This window comes from Brevundimonas diminuta 3F5N (assembly GCF_900163625.1).
GTDB classification, from domain to species: Bacteria; Pseudomonadota; Alphaproteobacteria; order Caulobacterales; family Caulobacteraceae; genus Brevundimonas; species Brevundimonas diminuta_A.
In genome coordinates this window covers 14168-30558 of the sequence record NZ_FUIE01000054.1, presented here as the reverse complement: position 1 = coordinate 30558, position 16391 = coordinate 14168, and the positions used below count along the sequence as shown (strand labels likewise).

The 16391-nt window shown below is 68.8% G+C and carries 13 protein-coding genes; 6 read left to right on the top strand and 7 right to left on the bottom strand.

Annotated elements, in window-relative coordinates:
* The 3 genes from FM111_RS10610 to FM111_RS10600 form a co-directional block, all read left to right on the top strand.
* The coding region (locus FM111_RS10610; protein WP_179205079.1) for an alginate export family protein at nucleotides 1-856 on the top strand (856 nt) is incomplete at its 5' end.
* The gene (locus FM111_RS10605; protein WP_087140912.1) at nucleotides 853-1167 is read left to right on the top strand and encodes an alginate export family protein; all 315 of its coding nucleotides are present in this window, start codon (nucleotides 853-855) and stop codon (nucleotides 1165-1167) included. The genes FM111_RS10610 and FM111_RS10605, both read left to right, overlap by 4 nt.
* 1162 nt (nucleotides 1168-2329) lie before the next feature.
* Nucleotides 2330-3481 carry an amidohydrolase gene (locus tag FM111_RS10600; protein ID WP_256968207.1) on the top strand — a complete coding sequence of 384 codons (1152 nt, stop codon included), beginning with the start codon at nucleotides 2330-2332 and terminating at the stop codon, nucleotides 3479-3481.
* Nucleotides 3482-3502: 21 nt separating this feature from the next.
* Here FM111_RS10600 and FM111_RS10595 read toward each other — a convergent pair whose 3' ends face one another.
* Genes FM111_RS10595 through FM111_RS10570 form a run of 6 tightly spaced genes read right to left on the bottom strand, consistent with a single transcriptional unit; the run spans nucleotide 3503 to nucleotide 11946 of the window.
* Nucleotides 3503-4273, bottom strand: a complete 771-nt coding sequence (locus FM111_RS10595; RefSeq protein ID WP_087140910.1) for a 2,3-dihydro-2,3-dihydroxybenzoate dehydrogenase — start codon at nucleotides 4271-4273, stop codon at nucleotides 3503-3505.
* Nucleotides 4270-8160, bottom strand: a complete 3891-nt coding sequence (locus tag FM111_RS10590) for a non-ribosomal peptide synthetase (RefSeq protein WP_087140909.1) — start codon at nucleotides 8158-8160, stop codon at nucleotides 4270-4272. Before FM111_RS10590 ends, FM111_RS10595 begins: the two co-directional genes overlap by 4 nt.
* A 9-nt stretch (nucleotides 8161-8169) precedes the next feature.
* Nucleotides 8170-8433, bottom strand: a complete 264-nt coding sequence (locus tag FM111_RS10585; RefSeq protein ID WP_024353927.1) for a phosphopantetheine-binding protein — start codon at nucleotides 8431-8433, stop codon at nucleotides 8170-8172.
* Entirely contained in the window at nucleotides 8430-9077 is a 648-nt protein-coding gene (locus tag FM111_RS10580; RefSeq protein ID WP_087140908.1) for an isochorismatase family protein, read from the bottom strand. Before FM111_RS10580 ends, FM111_RS10585 begins: the two co-directional genes overlap by 4 nt.
* Nucleotides 9074-10702: a (2,3-dihydroxybenzoyl)adenylate synthase gene (locus tag FM111_RS10575; protein ID WP_087140907.1), complete on the bottom strand. Its 1629-nt coding sequence runs from the start codon at nucleotides 10700-10702 to the stop codon at nucleotides 9074-9076. The genes FM111_RS10580 and FM111_RS10575 overlap by 4 nt, the downstream gene beginning before the upstream one ends.
* Complete coding sequence (locus FM111_RS10570; protein WP_256968206.1) at nucleotides 10699-11946, bottom strand: isochorismate synthase; 1248 nt, start codon at nucleotides 11944-11946, stop codon at nucleotides 10699-10701. Before FM111_RS10570 ends, FM111_RS10575 begins: the two co-directional genes overlap by 4 nt.
* Before the next feature lie 140 nt (nucleotides 11947-12086).
* Here FM111_RS10570 and FM111_RS10565 point away from each other — a divergent pair, with 140 nt between their 5' ends.
* Genes FM111_RS10565 through FM111_RS10555 form a run of 3 tightly spaced genes read left to right on the top strand, consistent with a single transcriptional unit; the run spans nucleotide 12087 to nucleotide 15408 of the window.
* Complete coding sequence (locus FM111_RS10565; RefSeq protein ID WP_218779203.1) at nucleotides 12087-12764, top strand: response regulator; 678 nt, start codon at nucleotides 12087-12089, stop codon at nucleotides 12762-12764.
* Nucleotides 12742-14148 carry a sensor histidine kinase gene (locus FM111_RS10560; RefSeq protein ID WP_087140904.1) on the top strand — a complete coding sequence of 469 codons (1407 nt, stop codon included), beginning with the start codon at nucleotides 12742-12744 and terminating at the stop codon, nucleotides 14146-14148. Before FM111_RS10565 ends, FM111_RS10560 begins: the two co-directional genes overlap by 23 nt.
* A 57-nt stretch (nucleotides 14149-14205) precedes the next feature.
* A complete protein-coding gene (locus FM111_RS10555; RefSeq protein WP_087140903.1) occupies nucleotides 14206-15408 on the top strand; it encodes an MFS transporter in 1203 nt (400 codons plus the stop codon).
* Here FM111_RS10555 and FM111_RS10550 read toward each other — a convergent pair.
* The gene (locus tag FM111_RS10550) at nucleotides 15405-16322 is read right to left on the bottom strand and encodes a LysR family transcriptional regulator (RefSeq protein ID WP_087140902.1); all 918 of its coding nucleotides are present in this window, start codon (nucleotides 16320-16322) and stop codon (nucleotides 15405-15407) included. The genes FM111_RS10555 and FM111_RS10550 overlap by 4 nt on opposite strands.
* Nucleotides 16323-16391: the final 69 nt, after the last annotated feature.

The window sequence follows — 16391 nt, the reverse complement described above, 5'->3', positions numbered from 1 at the left end:
CCGCCGCCCTGGCCTCCATGGCCACCCTGGCCAAGCTGCCGGTCATCACCACCGCTTTCAGGGGGTTGAGGAAGAAGAGGTCTTCCTGCACCGGCTCCTTCTGAGCGCGGACGTGCAGGCGGATCAGGTACGCGGGTTCCTGCAGGTCGGCGCCTACGATGAATCGGGGCGTGCGTCAGGGCCTCTAGCGACCGACGCGGGAGGCCTGGACATCCAGCAGGCCTTTGTGGAGCTCAAGCCGCGCACGGGGAGCCGGCCGGGCATTAGGCTGGGGCGCCAGGAAATGACGCTGGGCTCAAGCCGTTTCGTCGCCAGCCGTGAGGGCCTCAACATTCGGCGCAGCTTTGACGGTCTCCGGCTGCTCTACCGCTCCACGAACGTCGATATCGACGCCTTCGCCATGCGCCCCGTCAGCAATCGACCTGACGCTTTCGACGACCGCGCCGATGATCACCAGGCCTTCTGGGGCGTCTATGCCGTCATCCGGAGGCGAACCGGCCCCAGCATCGACCTCTACTATCTGGGCCTGGAACGCGACCAGGCGGTCTTCGCCTCGCGTTCGGGTCATGAGGCGCGCCACAGCATCGGAGCGCGGCTTTGGGGCAGAAAGGAGCGGTTCGACTACAATCTTGAAGGCGCCTACCAGCTAGGAAGCTTGGAAGACCTGGACATTCGCGCCTTCGCGCTTTCCGCAGACATCGGCTGGAGCCTTGAGACCCTGCCTCTTCGTCCCAGGCTGGGCCTGAAGGGCAATATAGAAAGCGGCGACCGCAAGACTTCTGACCAAGAACTCAACACCTTCAATCCCCTCTTTCCCAACCACGCCTATTTCAGCGAGGCCACTTTCGGCCGATGAACGGCATAGACCTTCAGCCCAACCTGATGCTCCATCTCGCCGAAAACCTGTCGCTGACGACAGGCGTCGACGCCTTCTGGCGCGCTTCCCGCCAGGACGCGGTCTATAACGCCGCCCTCCAGCCCTTTCCTATCGCACCCGGCGGCGACCGCTTTGTCGGCGCCATGTTCGTGGCGCATCTGCGCTGGAGGCTGGGTCGTCATATCGAACTCAATACCGAGTACGCCGCCTTTCGTGTTGGCGACGCCATCCATGCGGCAGGCGGCAAGAACTCGGACTTCCTGATGGTTTCAGCCGCCTATCGCTTCTGAAGCGCCTTCGCCGTCGCTAATCCTCCTTTCATGCAGCCGAGGATCGGCCTCGCCCGCACGGTCGAGCGGCCACTTGGAAAAGCGGAGGCCCATCGGCCTCTCCAATCCAGGGCCTAAGAAAATGAGGCGGAAAAACGACTGTTGTTTGGCTAACACCTCAATTGTTAATGACAGTGAGTCTGGCCTGTGGCGGTGTGATTTGAATGGAACCTTTGGGGGAAGCAGATCAGGCCCTGGATACGTTGTGGCGAGGCCTCTACGGCGAGCCTCTGCCTTTGCGCGGCGCCTCATTGCCGGCCCTCAGGATCATCCTCGAAACCGAGAGGCCGTCATGCCCAAGAGAAAACACCACAATCGCTCGACCTGGCGGCTCTCGCCGTTTGAAGCTTCTCTCTGCGTGGTGAGCCTCGCCTGCATCATGGCCGCGATGTGGACAGCCGGCGTGGTTTAGAATTGACCGCCCTTCTGCTCGCAACCAAACCCGACCTGGCCCTGGCCTGTTGGCCTCATATAAGTGGGCTTGGTGGATATCTGCTCGCGACGCTCGATAGTTCGTCAAACGCCTGACCAGGAATGAGCGCTTTCTAGCAGGCTTCCGATCATGATAGCGGAACCCTCCCCTCCGCGATCACTTCATGAACCACGCCCCGGTACTCCCAGCGACACGACTACCGGGTTGAAGAGGCTGGAGGGCGGGCGTTGCGGTCGATTTGATACGTCGGCGATCATCAGCCGTGATGTCGCCGTGCTGAACGGCCTGGATCCGCCAGGCAATAATATGCTGGATTAGACACTTCGAGCGCATGTCAGGCGGCGCGCCCCAGCGCCGTTATCTTTCATCCCTGAGCGATGCCGACGACATCGTTTCCAAGCGCGCCAGGAACAATTCGCCATCATCATCAGCATTCGTCATCGCATCCTCGTGAAAGAGCGAGAACGACGACCAAAGCATCATGCAGCCCATCCACAAAAGCCTGTTTTTGCGTGTACTTACGAGCCATTTTTGGGAGACTACTTATCGGGTGACTTGGCCCACCGCCACCACCATTACCCAATCAACACCCGCCTCATCACCCTGCGCTCGGACTGGCGGGCGCTATGTCGTTTCAGAGGCGGCGATGCTAACCTCGCCGCCTCCCCTTTACGACGGATGCGCGACCCCATGACGCCCTTGCCTGCCCTCGCCGCCCTGGCCCCCGAAATGACCGCATGGCGCCGGGACATCCATGCCCACCCGGAGCTGTCCGGTCAGGAATCACGCACCGCCAGACTGGTGTTCGAGGTGCTGGAAGGTCTGGGCCTGAAGCCCGAGGGCGGCATCGGCGGCGAAGGCGTGGTCGCCGTCGTCGAAGGGCGCGAGCCCGGCCCGTCCATCGGCCTGCGCGCCGACATGGACGCCCTGCCCATGAACGATGACAGTCAGGTCCCCCACGCCTCGACAAAGCCCGGCATCTCGCACGCCTGCGGCCACGACGGCCATACGGCGACCCTGCTGGGCGTGGCGCGCCATCTGGCCGCTAACCCGCCTGCGCGCGGCCGCGTGGTGCTGATCTTCCAACCAGCGGAAGAGACGGGTCTGGGCGCCGTCGCCATGATCAAGGACGGCCTGTTCGACCGCTATCCGTGCGACGAGGTCTACGGCTACCACAACATGCCGCTGCTGCCGCTGGGCGAGGCGGCGGTCCACACCGGCCCGACCATGAACGGCTATAAGGTTTGGGAGATCGATATTCAGGGCGTCGGCGGCCACGGCGCCGCCCCGCACAAGACCAAGGACCCTGTTCAGGCCGCCGTGCGCGTGGCCTCTGAAATCTCGTCCATCGTCGGCCGTCACGTCGACCCGATGGAGCCGGCCCTGATCACCGTGACCAAGCTTCAGGCCGGATCGTCGCACAACGTCGTGCCGCACGAAGCCAGTCTGGCGGGCACATTGCGCGCCACCTCGTCCGAGGTGATCGAAAGCATGTGGCAGACGCTTCAGGCCATCTGCGCGGGCGTCGGCGTCATGACCGGCTGTACCGTCACGGTGCGCGAGACGGCGGGCGTGCCGCCCGTCTTCAACGCCGCCGCTCAGGCCGATGTGGCGGCGACTGCGGCCGGCGGCGTGTTCGGCGCGGACAAGGTGCACCGCGACCTGAAGCCGTACCCGTTCACCGACGACTTCGCCTATATGTTGCAGATCGCGCCGGGGGCTTACTTCTTCGTCGGCCAGGGCGGGACGATGGTCCACCAGACCGCCTATGACTTCAACGACGACCTGCTGCCGAACGTGGCCTCGATCTTCGCCCGGATCGTCGAAGCCAAGCTGTCCTGAAGGCAGGTCTGAACGGCGGGATCAGGCCCGCAGCGTGGCCCCGCCGTCGACGTAGAGGTCGGTCATGGTGATGTGAGCGGCGCGGTCGGACAGCAGGAAGACCACCGCCTCGGCGATGTCCTCAGGCGTCGCCAGCTTTTGCAGCGGAATGCCCGCCTTGAACGTCTCGGGCGAGCCGGCGATGACGCGGGCGGCGCCGTCCTCATCGGCCCACATGCCGGTCTGCATCGGCGTCAGGGTCGAGCCGGGGGCGACGATGTTGCAGCGGACGCCCTTGGGCCCCAGCTCCAGCCCCAGACAGCGGGTGAACATGGTCGCCGCCGCCTTGGACGCGGCATAGGCCGCCATCGCATGGCGCGGCACGCCCGCCGCGTTGGAACTGACGGTGACGAAGGCGCCCTTGCCCCGCTCGCCCATCCGCCGCGAAACCTCGCGGCCCAGATGGAAGACCCCGTCCGCATTGACGGCGAAGACGCGGCGCCATTCGGCGTCGGAGGTCTGATCCACCGTCACATTGGACAGGACGCCCGCCACGCTGGCGACGAAGTCGATGGGGCCGTCCTCGGCCTCAATGCGCTCGAACAGGGCCTCGACCGCCGCGCCGTCGGACACGTCCAGCGGCTCGACCCGCACGCCGTTCAGGAAGGCCAGACCCGACAGGGCGGTGGACGGCAGGTCGGTGGCGACCACGCGCGCGCCCTCCTCGACCAGCAGGCGCACCACGGAGGCGCCGATGCCGCCGCCCGCGCCCGTGACCAGGGCCAGACGGCCGGACAGTCCGCTGTCTCTCATCGTGCGGTCTCCTCGAAAGCGGTCATGCGGGCGTCCAGCGCCGGGGCGATCAGGGCCGTCGCCGCCGGGCCGGTCAGTTGCGGGTGCAGGAAGGGAACCTCGACCACGTCCAGATCGGCGGCATAGGGCCGCCACAGGCCGGGCGTCAGGTCGCGCTCCTTGTGGTCCAGCGCCGCGCGGACGTGGGTAGTGCGGCCGCCGAAGGGCTTATGATGGTGTTCACGCACCAGACGGTTGGTGTCGAGCACCACGCGGATCACCCCGTCCAGCGCCGCCTCAGGCAGGCCGCCCAGCGCGCTGTCGCCTGCCTTCAGGAAGGAGAGGATGGCCTCGCGGCTGCGTAAGTCGGGATATTGGGTCGGGTCGTATCCGGCGATGGCCAGAAGGGCGCGCATGGCGTCGACGGGGTCCGGCTCCGGCTCGGCGCGCCAGCACTCGGCCGGATAGGAGTCCAGCATCGCCATCAGCCCGACCTTGACCCCGCGCCGCTCCAGTTCGACCGCCGCCGCCTGGGCGATGATGCCGCCGACGGACCAGCCTGCGATGTGGACCGGACCGGGCGCGCCCAAGGCCAGAATGTGATCGACATAGACGGACGCCAGCGCGTCGATCCCGTCCGGCAGGGCGTTCTGCGGGTCCAACGCAGGCGACTGCACGCCCCACACCGTGCGGCGCGGCGACAGGGCGCGCGCCAGCGTCCGATAGCCCCACGACAGCCCCCCCGCCGGGTGGATCAGGAACAGCGGCGGCAGGGCCGGATCGCCCTCGGCCAGACGGATCAGCACGCCCAGCCCGTTGTCGAAGTCCAGCGCCTCAGCGTCGATCAGGGCGGCCAGTTCCGCCACGCGCGGTCGGTCGAACAGGGCGCCCAGCCCTGGATCGCGCCCCAGCCGCTCGCGGATCAGCATCATCAGATGCACGGCCAGAAGGGAGTCGCCGCCCAGCGTAAAGAAGTCGTCGTCGGCGCCCGCCGCTTCGGCCCGGCCCAGCGTCTCGGCGAACAGTTCGGCGACAATCTTCTCGGTCGGCGTCTCAGCCGCCCGGCCCGCAGCGGCCTCGAACACCGGGGCGGGCAGCGCCTTGCGGTCCAGCTTGCCGTTGGAGGTCGTCGGCAGGGCGTCCAGCGCCACGATGGCGGCCGGGACCATGTAATCGGGCAGACGCGCGGCCAGCTTCGCCTTCAGGGCGGCGGGGTCATAGCCCTCAGCCGGGACCAGATAGGCGATCAGACGGCGCTCGCCGGGACGGTCTTCGCGCGCCAGCACCACCGTCTCGCGCGCCAGGCCGCTGGCGATGACGGCGGCTTCGATCTCGCCCAGTTCGATGCGCAGGCCGCGGATCTTCACCTGATGGTCGCTGCGGCCCAGATAGACCACGGCTCCGTCCGCCCGCCTGCGCGCCACGTCGCCGGTGCGATACAGGCGCTGTCCGGGATGGTGCGGGTCGGGAATGAAGCGGTCCTCGGTCAGGTCGGGCCGGTTCAGATAGCCGCGCGCCAGTTGCACCCCGCCCAGATGCAGATGGCCGCCCATGCCGGGCGCCACGGGGCGCAGCCGCTCGTCCAGAATGACCAGCCGGGTGTTCCACACCGGCCAGCCGATGGGCATGGGGCGGGACGTATCGTCCGGCCCGGCGGCCCAATAGCTGACGTCCACCGCCGCCTCGGTCGGGCCGTAGAGGTTGTGCAGTTCAGCCGTCACCGTCTGGTGGAAACGGTCGCGCAGCTCGGCGGGCAGTTCCTCGCCGCTGCAGAAGACGTGGTCGACCGCGATCCCCTTGGCCTCCGGATCGGCCAGAAAGGCCGACAGCATGGAGGGGACGAAGTGCAGGTCGGTAATCGCATGGCGGCGGATCAGCCCGGCGATAGCCGCCGGATCACGGTGCGCGCCGGGCGGGGCCACGACCAGTTCGCCGCACGAGACCAGGGCGAGGAAGAACTCCCACACCGAGACGTCGAAGGTGGCGGGCGTCTTCTGCAGGATGCGGGTCTGGGCGCCGATACCGTATTCAGCCTGCATCCACAGCAGGCGATTGACGATGGCCCGATGCTCGACCAGCACCCCCTTGGGATCGCCGGTCGAACCCGAGGTATAGATGACATAGGCGGCGTCCTCGCCCCCTTGCGCGACGACAGGCGCCGCCCCGTCCAGCGGCCAGTCGGCGGGCGCCAGCAGGGCCTCGCTGAACACGCCGCCGATGTCGTCATGGGTCAGGACGACGTTCGGCCCGGCGGCGCGGACGATGGCGGCGATGCGCTCGGCCGGATGCTCGAGATCCAGCGGCAAGTAGGCGCCGCCTGCGCGTAAAATCGCGACGAGGGCGATCACCAACTCCAGCGAACGCGGCAGGGCCACGGCGACGAGGCTCTCGCGCCCCACGCCGCGCGCCGCCAGCGCCGAGGCCAGCGCCGCCGTGCGGCGGTCCAGTTCGGCGTAGGTCAGGGTCTGCTCGCCGAAGGTCAGGGCCGGGGCGTCCGGCGTCGCCTTCATCGCCGCCTCCAGCAGGGCGGTCAGCGTCGTGTGAGGCACCGGATGGGCGGTGGCGTTGAAGACTTCGAGTTCGCGCGCGGCCTCGCTCGGCGTGGCGATGGGGACTTCGCCCAAGGTCTCGGCGTCGAGGGCGTTGGTCAGGAAGGCGGCCAGACGCTCGGCGTGGGCGGCGGCTTCCTCCAGCGTATACAGGTCGGGGTTGGCGTCGACTTCCAGCGTCAGGGCCGGGGCGGCGTCGCCGCGGAAGGTGAAGCTGATGTCGTCGACCGGGCCTGTGCCCAGCACCTTCAGCGTCGTATCCAGCCCCGCAAAGCGCGGCGGCAGGTCGAACGGCAGGACGTTGACCAGCGGCCCATACAGGCGCCGCGCCCCGCCGATCAGGCCCAGGTCGCGCCGCAGCTGCTCGCTGCGGTAACGCCCGTGGCGGCGGGTCTTGATCAGGGCCTTGGAGGCCAGGATCAGCTGCTCGTCCAGCGGCGCGTCCTCGTCCAGCGTCAGGCGCAGCGGCGGGACGTTCATGATCATGGCGGGCGTGCGCGCCGAGGCGCTGCCCATGCGGCCCATCCACGGCACGCCGATCACGGCCTCTTCGGCGCCCGAGAAGCGGCGGACATAGGCGGCGCCGATGGCGGTCAGCACGTCGGGCCATGACAGGCGCCCGGCGTCGGCGCGGGCGCGCAGGCGGGCCGTGACCTCGAGCGGCAGGGCGCGTTCGATGCGGTGGAAGCGGTGGGCGGTCGTGGCCTTGCCGGGCCCCAGAGAGGCGACCTCGGGCGCGTCGCCCATGATCTCGCGCCAGTAAGCCGCGTCGGCCGTGCGCTTGTCGGAGACGCGATAGGCGGCGTCTTCCTCCCACACCTTGGCGATGGAGTTGAAGACTGGGCCGGGCGCCGGGCCGCCACGCGCGGTGTTGTAGAGCTCGGCTGTGCGATTGGTCAGCAGGGCCATGCCGAAGCCGTCGGTGGCCAGGTGGTGGACGCGCAGGCTCCACAGGAAGCGTTGCGGCCCCATCAGGAACAGGATGTTGGCGGCCAGCGGATCGCGCGTCGGGTCCAGCGGCGTCTCGTGATCCCGGCGCATGGCGGCCATGGCCTCGGCGACCGGATCGGCGGCGGCGGATACGTCGACGATCTGCAGCAGCGGCCGATGGGTCGGGTCGAGGGTCTGGAAGATCTCGCCGCCTCGCTCGACAAAACGCAGCGACAGGGCCTCGGCCTCGGCGGCGGTCCGATCGACAGCGGCGCGGAAGGCCTCGACGTCCAGATCGCCCCGGATGTCGAGATAGTGGGCCGTGTTGAAGATCGGATTGGCCGGGTCCAGCCTCTGGGCGAACCACAGGCCGGATTGGGCTTCCGTCAGCGGGTGTTCCAGCGCCGCCGCCATGCGTCCGTCGTCCATGATGTCAGGTCAGGCGTCGTGACCGGCGGCGCGCAGGCGCGCCTGAACCACGCTCCACCAGCCTGCTAGCGTGGTGTGTTCGGCCAGTTCGCTGAACTCCAGCGGCACCGCCTCGCTCCACGCCAGCGACAGGTTGAGGGCGCGTAAGGAGTCGACGCCCAGATCCATCAGATTGTCGTCGTCCAGAATGGAGTCCGGCGTTTCGTGCAGCACGGCGGCGACATCGGCGCGCATCCGCTCCAGCGTCAGGTCCTGCGGGGTCAGCTTGGTCATGTCAGTCGTTCCAGAACGCGCGCCGTCGAAAGGGCCACGGCGCAGGTGTCGGCGGCCCAGGCCACCGCGCCCATATGCTTGTCGCGCGAGAAGTCGCCAAGCGCATCGGCGACGAAGAAGGGTTCGATATCGCGCTGAAACGCATCGGCCGCCGTCAGCTGGCAGCCGATGTGGGCGTAGACGCCGCAGACGATCAACTGGTCCCGCCCCCGCACCCGCATCAGCGTCTCCAGGTTGCTGCGCTGGAAGGCGCTGTAGCGGTGCTTGACCAGAGGGAAGTCGCCCGGCGCCGGGGCCAGTTCGGGCAAAATCTCTTCATGCTCGGGCGCGCGGCTCATGCCCGGCCCCCACAAATCGGCTTGAAGACCCCGGTCGCGGCGGTCCTGATCGCCGTGCTGGGCGGTGTAGAAGACGGGTGCGCCCGCCGCCCGCGCCGCCACGATAAGCCGGGCGATGTTGGCGATCAGGCCCGGCAGCGGCTCGGCGCCCGGCGCATAGGGGCGCATGAAATAGCGCTGCATATCGTGGACCAGCAGGGCGGCGCGATCACGCTGCAGCGTCCACTGGGCGCGCGAGGCGGGAATCTCCGCTTCGGTCGGCAGGGCGTAGGCCGGGACGGTGGGCAGACCTTTGGAGACGCTCACGCCTTGCCCTCTTCTTCCAGAATGCGCTGGCGAAGCGCCGCGCGCAGTTCGCGACGGCTGATCTTGCCGACTGCGGTCACGGCGAAGTCTTCGACGAAGACGATCTGGTCCGGCACCTTGAAGTCGGCGATGTCGCGCTTGCGCATCCAGGCCTTCAGCTCGACGCCGCGCGGCGCGGCGCCGTTGGGGATGATGAAGGCGCAGATGCGCTCGCCCAGATAGTCGTCGGGCACCGACACCACGGCGGCGTCGAACACGGCCGGGTGGGCCAGCAGGTGATCCTCGACCTCTTCGGCCGAGATCTTCTCGCCCGCTCGGTTGATGTGGTCGGTGGCCCGGCCCATGACAACCAGATAGCCCTCGGGCGTGCGGCGCACCACGTCGCCGGTGCGATAGAAGCCGTCCTCGGTGAAGGACCGCGCATTGGCCGCTTCTTCGTTGTGATAGGCGCGGATCGTATAGGGGCCGCGCGTCAACAGATTGCCCGGCTCGCCCTCGGCCACCGGCGCGCCCGCGTCGTCAACAATCAGGATTTCGTCGTCGGGGCTGATCGGCCGCCCTTGCGTCTCGACGATCAGGCTCTCGGGGTCGTCCAGCCGAGTGTAGTTGACCAGCCCCTCGGCCATGCCGAACACCTGTTGCAGGGTGCAGTCCAGTTCAGCGCGCACGCGACGCGCGGCCTCGGGCAGGAACTTCGCGCCGCCGACCAGCAGCACCTGAAGGCTGGACAGGTCGTGGGTCTTCTTGGCCGCCGCCTGCATCCACAACAGGGCCAGAGGCGGCACCAGTCCGGTGATCGTCACCCCCTCGCGCGCGATCAGGGGGAAGCAGACGTCCGGCGACGGCGACGGCGCCATCACCACCGTCGCCCCGACATAGAGGGCGCCCAGATAGCCGGGCGAACTCATCGGGAAGTTATGCGCCGCCGGCAGGGCCGTCAGATAGACGCTCTCCGGCTCCAGCCCCGAGATGTCGGCGCTTTCGCGCACGCTGTAGAGATAGTCGTCATGGGTGCGCGGGATCAGCTTGGACAGGCCCGTCGACCCGCCCGAAATCTGCAGGAAGGCCACGTCGGACGGATCGGCGTCATCCGTCGGCAGGGACGCCGGATCGGCGCGGAACCCGTCGAAGGAGGCGAACTCTTCCGCTTCGCCCACCACGACCACATGGCGCAGGTCCGGAACCTCGGCCTGAACAGCGCGGGCCAGGACGCGATAGTCGAACCCTTCATGCCGGTCGGCCACGACATAGGCCGAGGCCTCGGCGCGCGTCACGAAGTGGACGATCTCGGTCGATCGGTGCGCGGGCAGCGCATACACCGGGATCAGCTTCGCCCGGAACAGGCCGAAGATCACGCTGAGAAACTCGGGCAGGTTCGGCAACTGCACCACCACCCGGTCGCCCGGCTTCAGCCCCAGCGCCAGGAAACCGGCGGCGGCCGTCTCAGCCTTTTGCAGCAGTTCGCCGTAGGTCCAGCGCTGGTCCATGCCGACCACGGCGACGGCGTCGGCCTGCGCCTCCGCCCGGCTGCGCAGCAGTTGGGAAAAGGTTTCGCCGCGCCAATAGCCCTTGGCTCGATAATGCGCCGCCATGTCGTCCGGCCAGACCTGCTGCAGGGGAATCATACGCTCGCCTCATCCACGCCCAGGGCGCGCAGGACGGCCTGGAACTTACCCGACGTCTCGTCCGCCTCGGCGGCGGGGTCGGAGCCTTCGACAATGCCCGCCCCCGCATAGAGACGCGCCTGATCGCCGCACGTCTCGGCGCAGCGCAGGGAGACGTACCACGCCCCGTCGCCAAAGGCGTTGGTCCAGCCCACGGCCCCCGCATAGAAGCCCCGGTCATAGCCTTCAAGCGCGTGGATCATCTCGGCCGCCTGATCGCGCGGCGAGCCGCAGACGGCGGGCGTCGGATGCAGCAGGGCGGCCAGTTCAGCGGCGGAGACTTCATCAGGGCGATGCAGCCGCCCCTCGATACGGGTGCCCAGGTGCCACATGGTCCGGGTCGAGACCAGCGCCGGGCCGGGCGGGGCGCGCAGGTCGCTGCAGTAGGGCGCCAGCAGATCCATGATGGCCTCGACCACCAGGGCGTGTTCGCGTCGGTCCTTGTCCGAAGCCAGCAGGCTTTGCGCCGCCGCCTCGTCCTGCACCACGTCGGTGCTGCGACGGGCCGATCCGGCCAGCGGATGAGAGAAGACAGCCGGGCCGCGCTTGGACGCCAGCAGTTCAGGCGTGGCGCCGACCAGACGGCGCATGGCCCCACCCTGCCCGGCTCCCAACGGCGTCAGAAAGCGTGCGGCGGTCGGGTCGGCCTTCAGGTCGCGCCACAGGGCGAAGGGGTCGATCGCGCCGTCGCCCTGAACCTTCAGGCTGCGGGACAGCACCACCTTGTCGACCGGCTCTGCGCCGCCCTGAGAGGCGCGCATGGCCGCCAGCGCCTGCGTCACCGCCGCCTCATAGGCCGCGCGCGACGGCTCGGGCGTCAGGGCGAGGATCGAAGGGCGCGACGCCGTGGAAGGCATGTCCCAGATGCGGTTGGCCGCGCGCTCGGGCAAGAACAGGCAGTCGTCGGCGTTGCGGTCGAACGGCAAGGCGCCGACCAGCAGGCGCGGCGACGGCTCATCCGTTTCGGGCGCGACAGGCAGGTCGGCGAAGAAGCGGCGCACACGCTCACCCAGCGTCGTCGCCGGCCCCGGCGTCAGGCGCTGCTTCAGCCCCGTAGTGAACAGCCGCAGCTCCGGCGTGCTGAGGCCGAAAGCCCAGTCCGCCCCGCCCTTGGGGGCAACCGCGTCATGGCGTTCGGATGCGCCGCCGCCGATCTGAACCGACAGATCGGGCGCGCCCCAGAACTCCGCTACTCTCGACTCCATGCTGATCCCTGCCGCACTCAAGCTGTTGCATATCATTCGCAACAACCGGCCTATAGCCGAGCAACCTTCGCATTGTCTTGCGGCCAGATTAATTCCAAGCCGGTCTGGTCGTTTCGCCACAGAGGGTTAGAAGGGCGCTCATGCGAATGCTTGTCATTGACGATGATGCTCGAACCCGCGCCTTCGTGGCCGACGGCCTGCGCCAGCAGGGGCATACGGTCGATGAGGCGGGCGACGGCGAAGCCGGTCTGCACATGTCCGTAGAGGGCGAGTACGACGCCATCGTGGTCGACCGCATGATGCCGGGCCTGCCGGGGCTGGAGACGGTGCAGGCCATGCGCGCGGGCGGACTGAAAACGCCTGTGCTGATGCTGACGGCGCTCGGCTCGGTGGACGACCGGGTGGCGGGACTGAACGCGGGCGCCGACGACTATCTGGTCAAGCCCTTCGCCTTCAGCGAACTGAGCGCGCGGCTTCAGGCGCTGGTGCGCCGCCCGCCGCTGGCCGAGGCGACGACGCGGCATCGCGTGGCCGATCTGGAGGTCGATGTGACCGCCCACCGCGCCACCCGCGCCGGCCGGACGCTGGATCTGACCCCGCACGAGTTCAAGCTGCTGGAGCGGCTGGCCCGCAACGCCGGCCATGCGGTGACGCGCACCATGCTGCTGGAAAGCCTGTGGGGCTTCCACTTCGACCCGCGCGCCAATCTGATCGACGCCCACATCAGCCGTCTGCGGGCCAAAGTCGATCGCGGCTTCGATCAGGAGCTGATCCACACTATCCGGGGGGTGGGCTATGTCCTCAAGGCCCCGGACTGAGCCGAAACGCCCATCGGTCTGGACCACGGCCAGCCTGCGCTACGCCGCCGCCTTCTCGGTCCTGTTCGGACTGGGCGCGGCGGTGATGATCGCTGGCGTGGACTACGGCCTGATGCGCTTCGCCGAGGCCGAGGTCCGCGACGGGCTGAACCATCAGATGGACGTCATGTGCGCCGACGCTGACCGGCACGGCACGGCCCAGCTGGTGGATGAACTGAACGCCGAATCCCGCAACCGCGACGCCCGCCGCTATCTGCTGCTGGTCGAGGCGCCGGACGGCAGCCGCTTCTCCAACGGCCTGACGCGACTGGCGGTCAATCAGAGCGGGTTCCGACGCAACCTGCCCAACAAGGCGCGGCCCGCGCGCTGGCCCGACCAGACGCCCAATATGCTGACGTTGAGCGCCCAGGCGTCTGACGGCGGCCTGCTGGCGGTCGGACGCGACATCCAGCATCTGGACGAACTGCGCGGCGGCATCCGCCGCTACGCCCTGGTGAGCGGGGTCGTGCTGATCCTGCTGGCCCTGGCCGGGGGGTGGTTCGCCGGGCGGCTGTTCCTGCGGCGATTGGAAGGGGTCAATCAGGCGGTCGGCCGCATCATCGCCGGTCAGGATTCGGCTCGCCTGCCCGCTGTCGGCCTGGGACGGGAGTTCAATGAGCTGTCGGCCAACCTCAACCGGATGCTGGATCGGCAGGAGGCCGCGCTGACCACGCTCAAGACCCTGTCCGAGGGTGTGGCCCACGAACTGCGCGCGCCGCTGAACCGGGTCCGCAACCGGCTGGAGGATCTGGCCGCCAATCTGGACGACGCCGGCGCGCGCGAGGCCGCCGTCGAACGCGCTTTGGAAGAGACGGATCAGGTCAGCGCCCTGTTCGAGGCCCTGCTGACCCTGGCGCGGATCGAAAGCGGCGACGCCGCCTTGCAGACCGAACGGCTGGATCTCGCCGCCCTGGCCGCCACAGTGGCCGACATCTACAGCCCCTTCGTCGAAGAGGCGGGCGGGCGCCTGACCGTCGCCTTCGCCCCCGCCGGAACGGTCGAGGCCGATCCCGCCCTGATCCAGCAGGCCCTGGCCAATCTGATCGAGAACGCCGTCTTCCACGGCGGCGGTCAGATCGAGATCTCGACGTCCAGCGAGGGCGGCCGGGCGGTCGTCCGCGTCGCCGACCACGGGCGCGGCGTGCCGGAAGCCGAACGTGAGAAGGTGCTGCGTCGCTTCTATCGTCTGGATCAGGACGCAGGCGGCCGCACGTCCGGCGCCGGTCTGGGACTGGCCATGGTGGCCGCCGTGGCGCGGGCGCATGACGGCGAACTGCGGCTGGACGACAATCAGCCGGGCCTGGTTGTGGCGCTGGCGCTGCCCATCACGACAGCCAAGCCTTAGTTGCAATTCATTCTCAATTAGTCGATCAAGCCGCTCCATACCGTTCAGGAGCGCCCCATGACATCCGCCACCACGACCGCCGCGGCGCCCGGCGGCGCCTTCAGCCTGAAGCCCCTGCTGTTCACAGCGGGCGTCGGCAGCATGTCGATGATGGCCTTCGTCGCCGTAGTCGGGCCGATGGCGCGGCTGCTGGGCCTGCAGCCTTGGCACGTCGGGGCGGCGGTGACGGCGGCGGGCCTGGCCTGGATGCTGATGGCCCGCTTCTGGGGCGCCCGTAGCGACGAGGTCGGGCGGCGCAAGGTGCTGTTGATCGCCCTGGCCGGGTTCGCCGTCAGCTATGCGGCGTTGGGCCTGTTCATGAGCGCGGCCCTGGCTCTGGTTCCAGCGGCCATCGTCAGCTTCCTGGGCATGACGGCGGCGCGCACCGCCGCCGGGGCCTTCTACGCCGCCGTGCCGCCGATCTGCGCCGCCGTCGTAGCCGATCAGACCGCGCCGCACGAACGCGCCCGCGCCATGGGCGCCGTCGGCGCCGCCAGTTCCCTGGGCATCGTCTTCGGGCCGGGCGCAGCGGGCCTGTTGGCCGGCTGGAGCCTCAGCGCTTCCCTGCTCATCATCTCCGCCCTGCCCGTCCTGGCCTTCATCGCCGTGTGGCGGTTCCTGCCCGCCGACGCGCCCCATGAATCGCGCAAGAAATCGGCGCTGAAGCTGTCGGACGTCCGCATCCGTCGCGCCGTCGTCACGGCCTTCGCCGCCATGTGCGGCGTCGTCGTCTGCCAGGTGGTGGTCGGCTTCCTGGCCCTGGACCGCTTCGGCCTGTCGCCCAATGAGGCGGCGCGGACGGCGGGCATCGCCCTGGCCGTGGTCGGGGTGGTGCTGTTCACGGCCCAGATGGTGCTGCGTCGCCTGAACTGGACGCCATCGCGCTTCATCCGCATCGGCGGGAGCATCGCCGCCATGGGTTTCGTCGGGGCCGCCTTCGCCGCCACGCCGCTGCAACTGTGGGCCGCCTATGGCGTCATCGCGGCGGGCATGGGCTGGGTCTATCCCTCGCAATCGGCCCTGGCCGCCAATGCGGTCGAGGCCCATGAGCAGGGCGCCGCCGCCGGAGCCGTGGGCGCCGCGCAAGGCCTGGGCGCCGTGTTGGGACCGTTGGCCGGAACCGTGGCCTATCAGGCGGCGCATGGCGCGCCCTACGCCGTATCGGCGGTGATGATCCTGATCGCGGCCTTGTGGCCCGCCACGCGCCTCAAGGTCGGCTAGGCGCCGGCCCGCTCGGCTTCGAAACCGGCGGAGAGGGCGTCGACCAGCCACTGAGTGCCGGCGTCTCCGTCCGAGCGTTCGTGCCAGACCAGGTGATAGTCGAACGGCCGCATTTCCTGCGGAGCCGTGAAGGCGCGAAGACCGTGCGTCGCCGCGAAATGCTCGGCCGCCCGGCGCGGCAGCAGGGCCACCGCCTCGCCCGCCTGCAACAGATAGGGGACCAGGGCGAAGCTCTCGGCCCGCACCAGAATCCGGCGCTCGGCCATGTCCGGCAGGTCGTCCGCCACCCAGTCGCCGAAGCCGTCCCCCGCCGAGGGAACGACATGGGGCCAACACAGCAATTCGGCATGCGTCGGCGTCGCCTGATGCACCGGGTGGTCCGGCCGCGCCAGGCCCAGATGAGTCTCGCGGAACAGCCAGCGCGACTTCAGCCCCGCGCCCTCGGGGTTCCAGCCGGTCAGCACCAGGTCCAGCCGCCCATCCTCCAGCCGCCGCAGGCTGGCGTCCGACAGAGGCTCGACTTCCAACTCCACCCCCGCCGCCTCGTTCTGGATACGGGCGAGGGCCGGCGCCAGAACGCTGAGCAGGCCGAAGTCGGTGGAGGCCAGGCGGAACACCCGCTTCATCCGCCCGACGTCCAGGCCGGGGTCGCGCAGCAGGTTCTCGCCCGCCTCCAGCCAGGCGCGCAAGGGGCCGGTCAGGGCCTCGGCGCGCGGCGTCGGCATCATGCCGCGCGGGCCGCGCACCAGCAGGGGATCATCGAACTGATCGCGCAGCCGAGCCAGGATGCGGCTCATCGCCGGCTGGCCGATGCCCAGACGCTCGGCCGCGCGTGAGACGCTGCGCTGCTCGATCAGCACCTGAAGGTGCTGAAGCAGGGTGAAATCGACGCGGTGGGGAAGTCGCCCCGACATAAGGCCTCGCTGCGTGACGCCCGACGCGTCGGCCTTGGCTGTATTAAGAACGCCTCTTAATTGCAACAT

What these genes read in the sequence shown, in the direction of transcription:
- FM111_RS10605 (WP_087140912.1), top strand. Translation starts at nt 853, where the DNA reads ATGAACGGCATAGACCTTCAGCCCAACCTGATGCTCCATCTCGCCGAA.
- FM111_RS10600 (WP_256968207.1), top strand. Translation starts at nt 2,330, where the DNA reads ATGACGCCCTTGCCTGCCCTCGCCGCCCTGGCCCCCGAAATGACCGCA.
- FM111_RS10595 (WP_087140910.1), bottom strand. Translation starts at nt 4,273, where the DNA reads ATGAGAGACAGCGGACTGTCCGGCCGTCTGGCCCTGGTCACGGGCGCG.
- FM111_RS10590 (WP_087140909.1), bottom strand. Translation starts at nt 8,160, where the DNA reads ATGGACGACGGACGCATGGCGGCGGCGCTGGAACACCCGCTGACGGAA.
- FM111_RS10585 (WP_024353927.1), bottom strand. Translation starts at nt 8,433, where the DNA reads ATGACCAAGCTGACCCCGCAGGACCTGACGCTGGAGCGGATGCGCGCC.
- FM111_RS10575 (WP_087140907.1), bottom strand. Translation starts at nt 10,702, where the DNA reads ATGATTCCCCTGCAGCAGGTCTGGCCGGACGACATGGCGGCGCATTAT.
- FM111_RS10570 (WP_256968206.1), bottom strand. Translation starts at nt 11,946, where the DNA reads ATGGAGTCGAGAGTAGCGGAGTTCTGGGGCGCGCCCGATCTGTCGGTT.
- FM111_RS10565 (WP_218779203.1), top strand. Translation starts at nt 12,087, where the DNA reads ATGCGAATGCTTGTCATTGACGATGATGCTCGAACCCGCGCCTTCGTG.
- FM111_RS10560 (WP_087140904.1), top strand. Translation starts at nt 12,742, where the DNA reads ATGTCCTCAAGGCCCCGGACTGAGCCGAAACGCCCATCGGTCTGGACC.
- FM111_RS10555 (WP_087140903.1), top strand. Translation starts at nt 14,206, where the DNA reads ATGACATCCGCCACCACGACCGCCGCGGCGCCCGGCGGCGCCTTCAGC.
- FM111_RS10550 (WP_087140902.1), bottom strand. Translation starts at nt 16,322, where the DNA reads ATGTCGGGGCGACTTCCCCACCGCGTCGATTTCACCCTGCTTCAGCAC.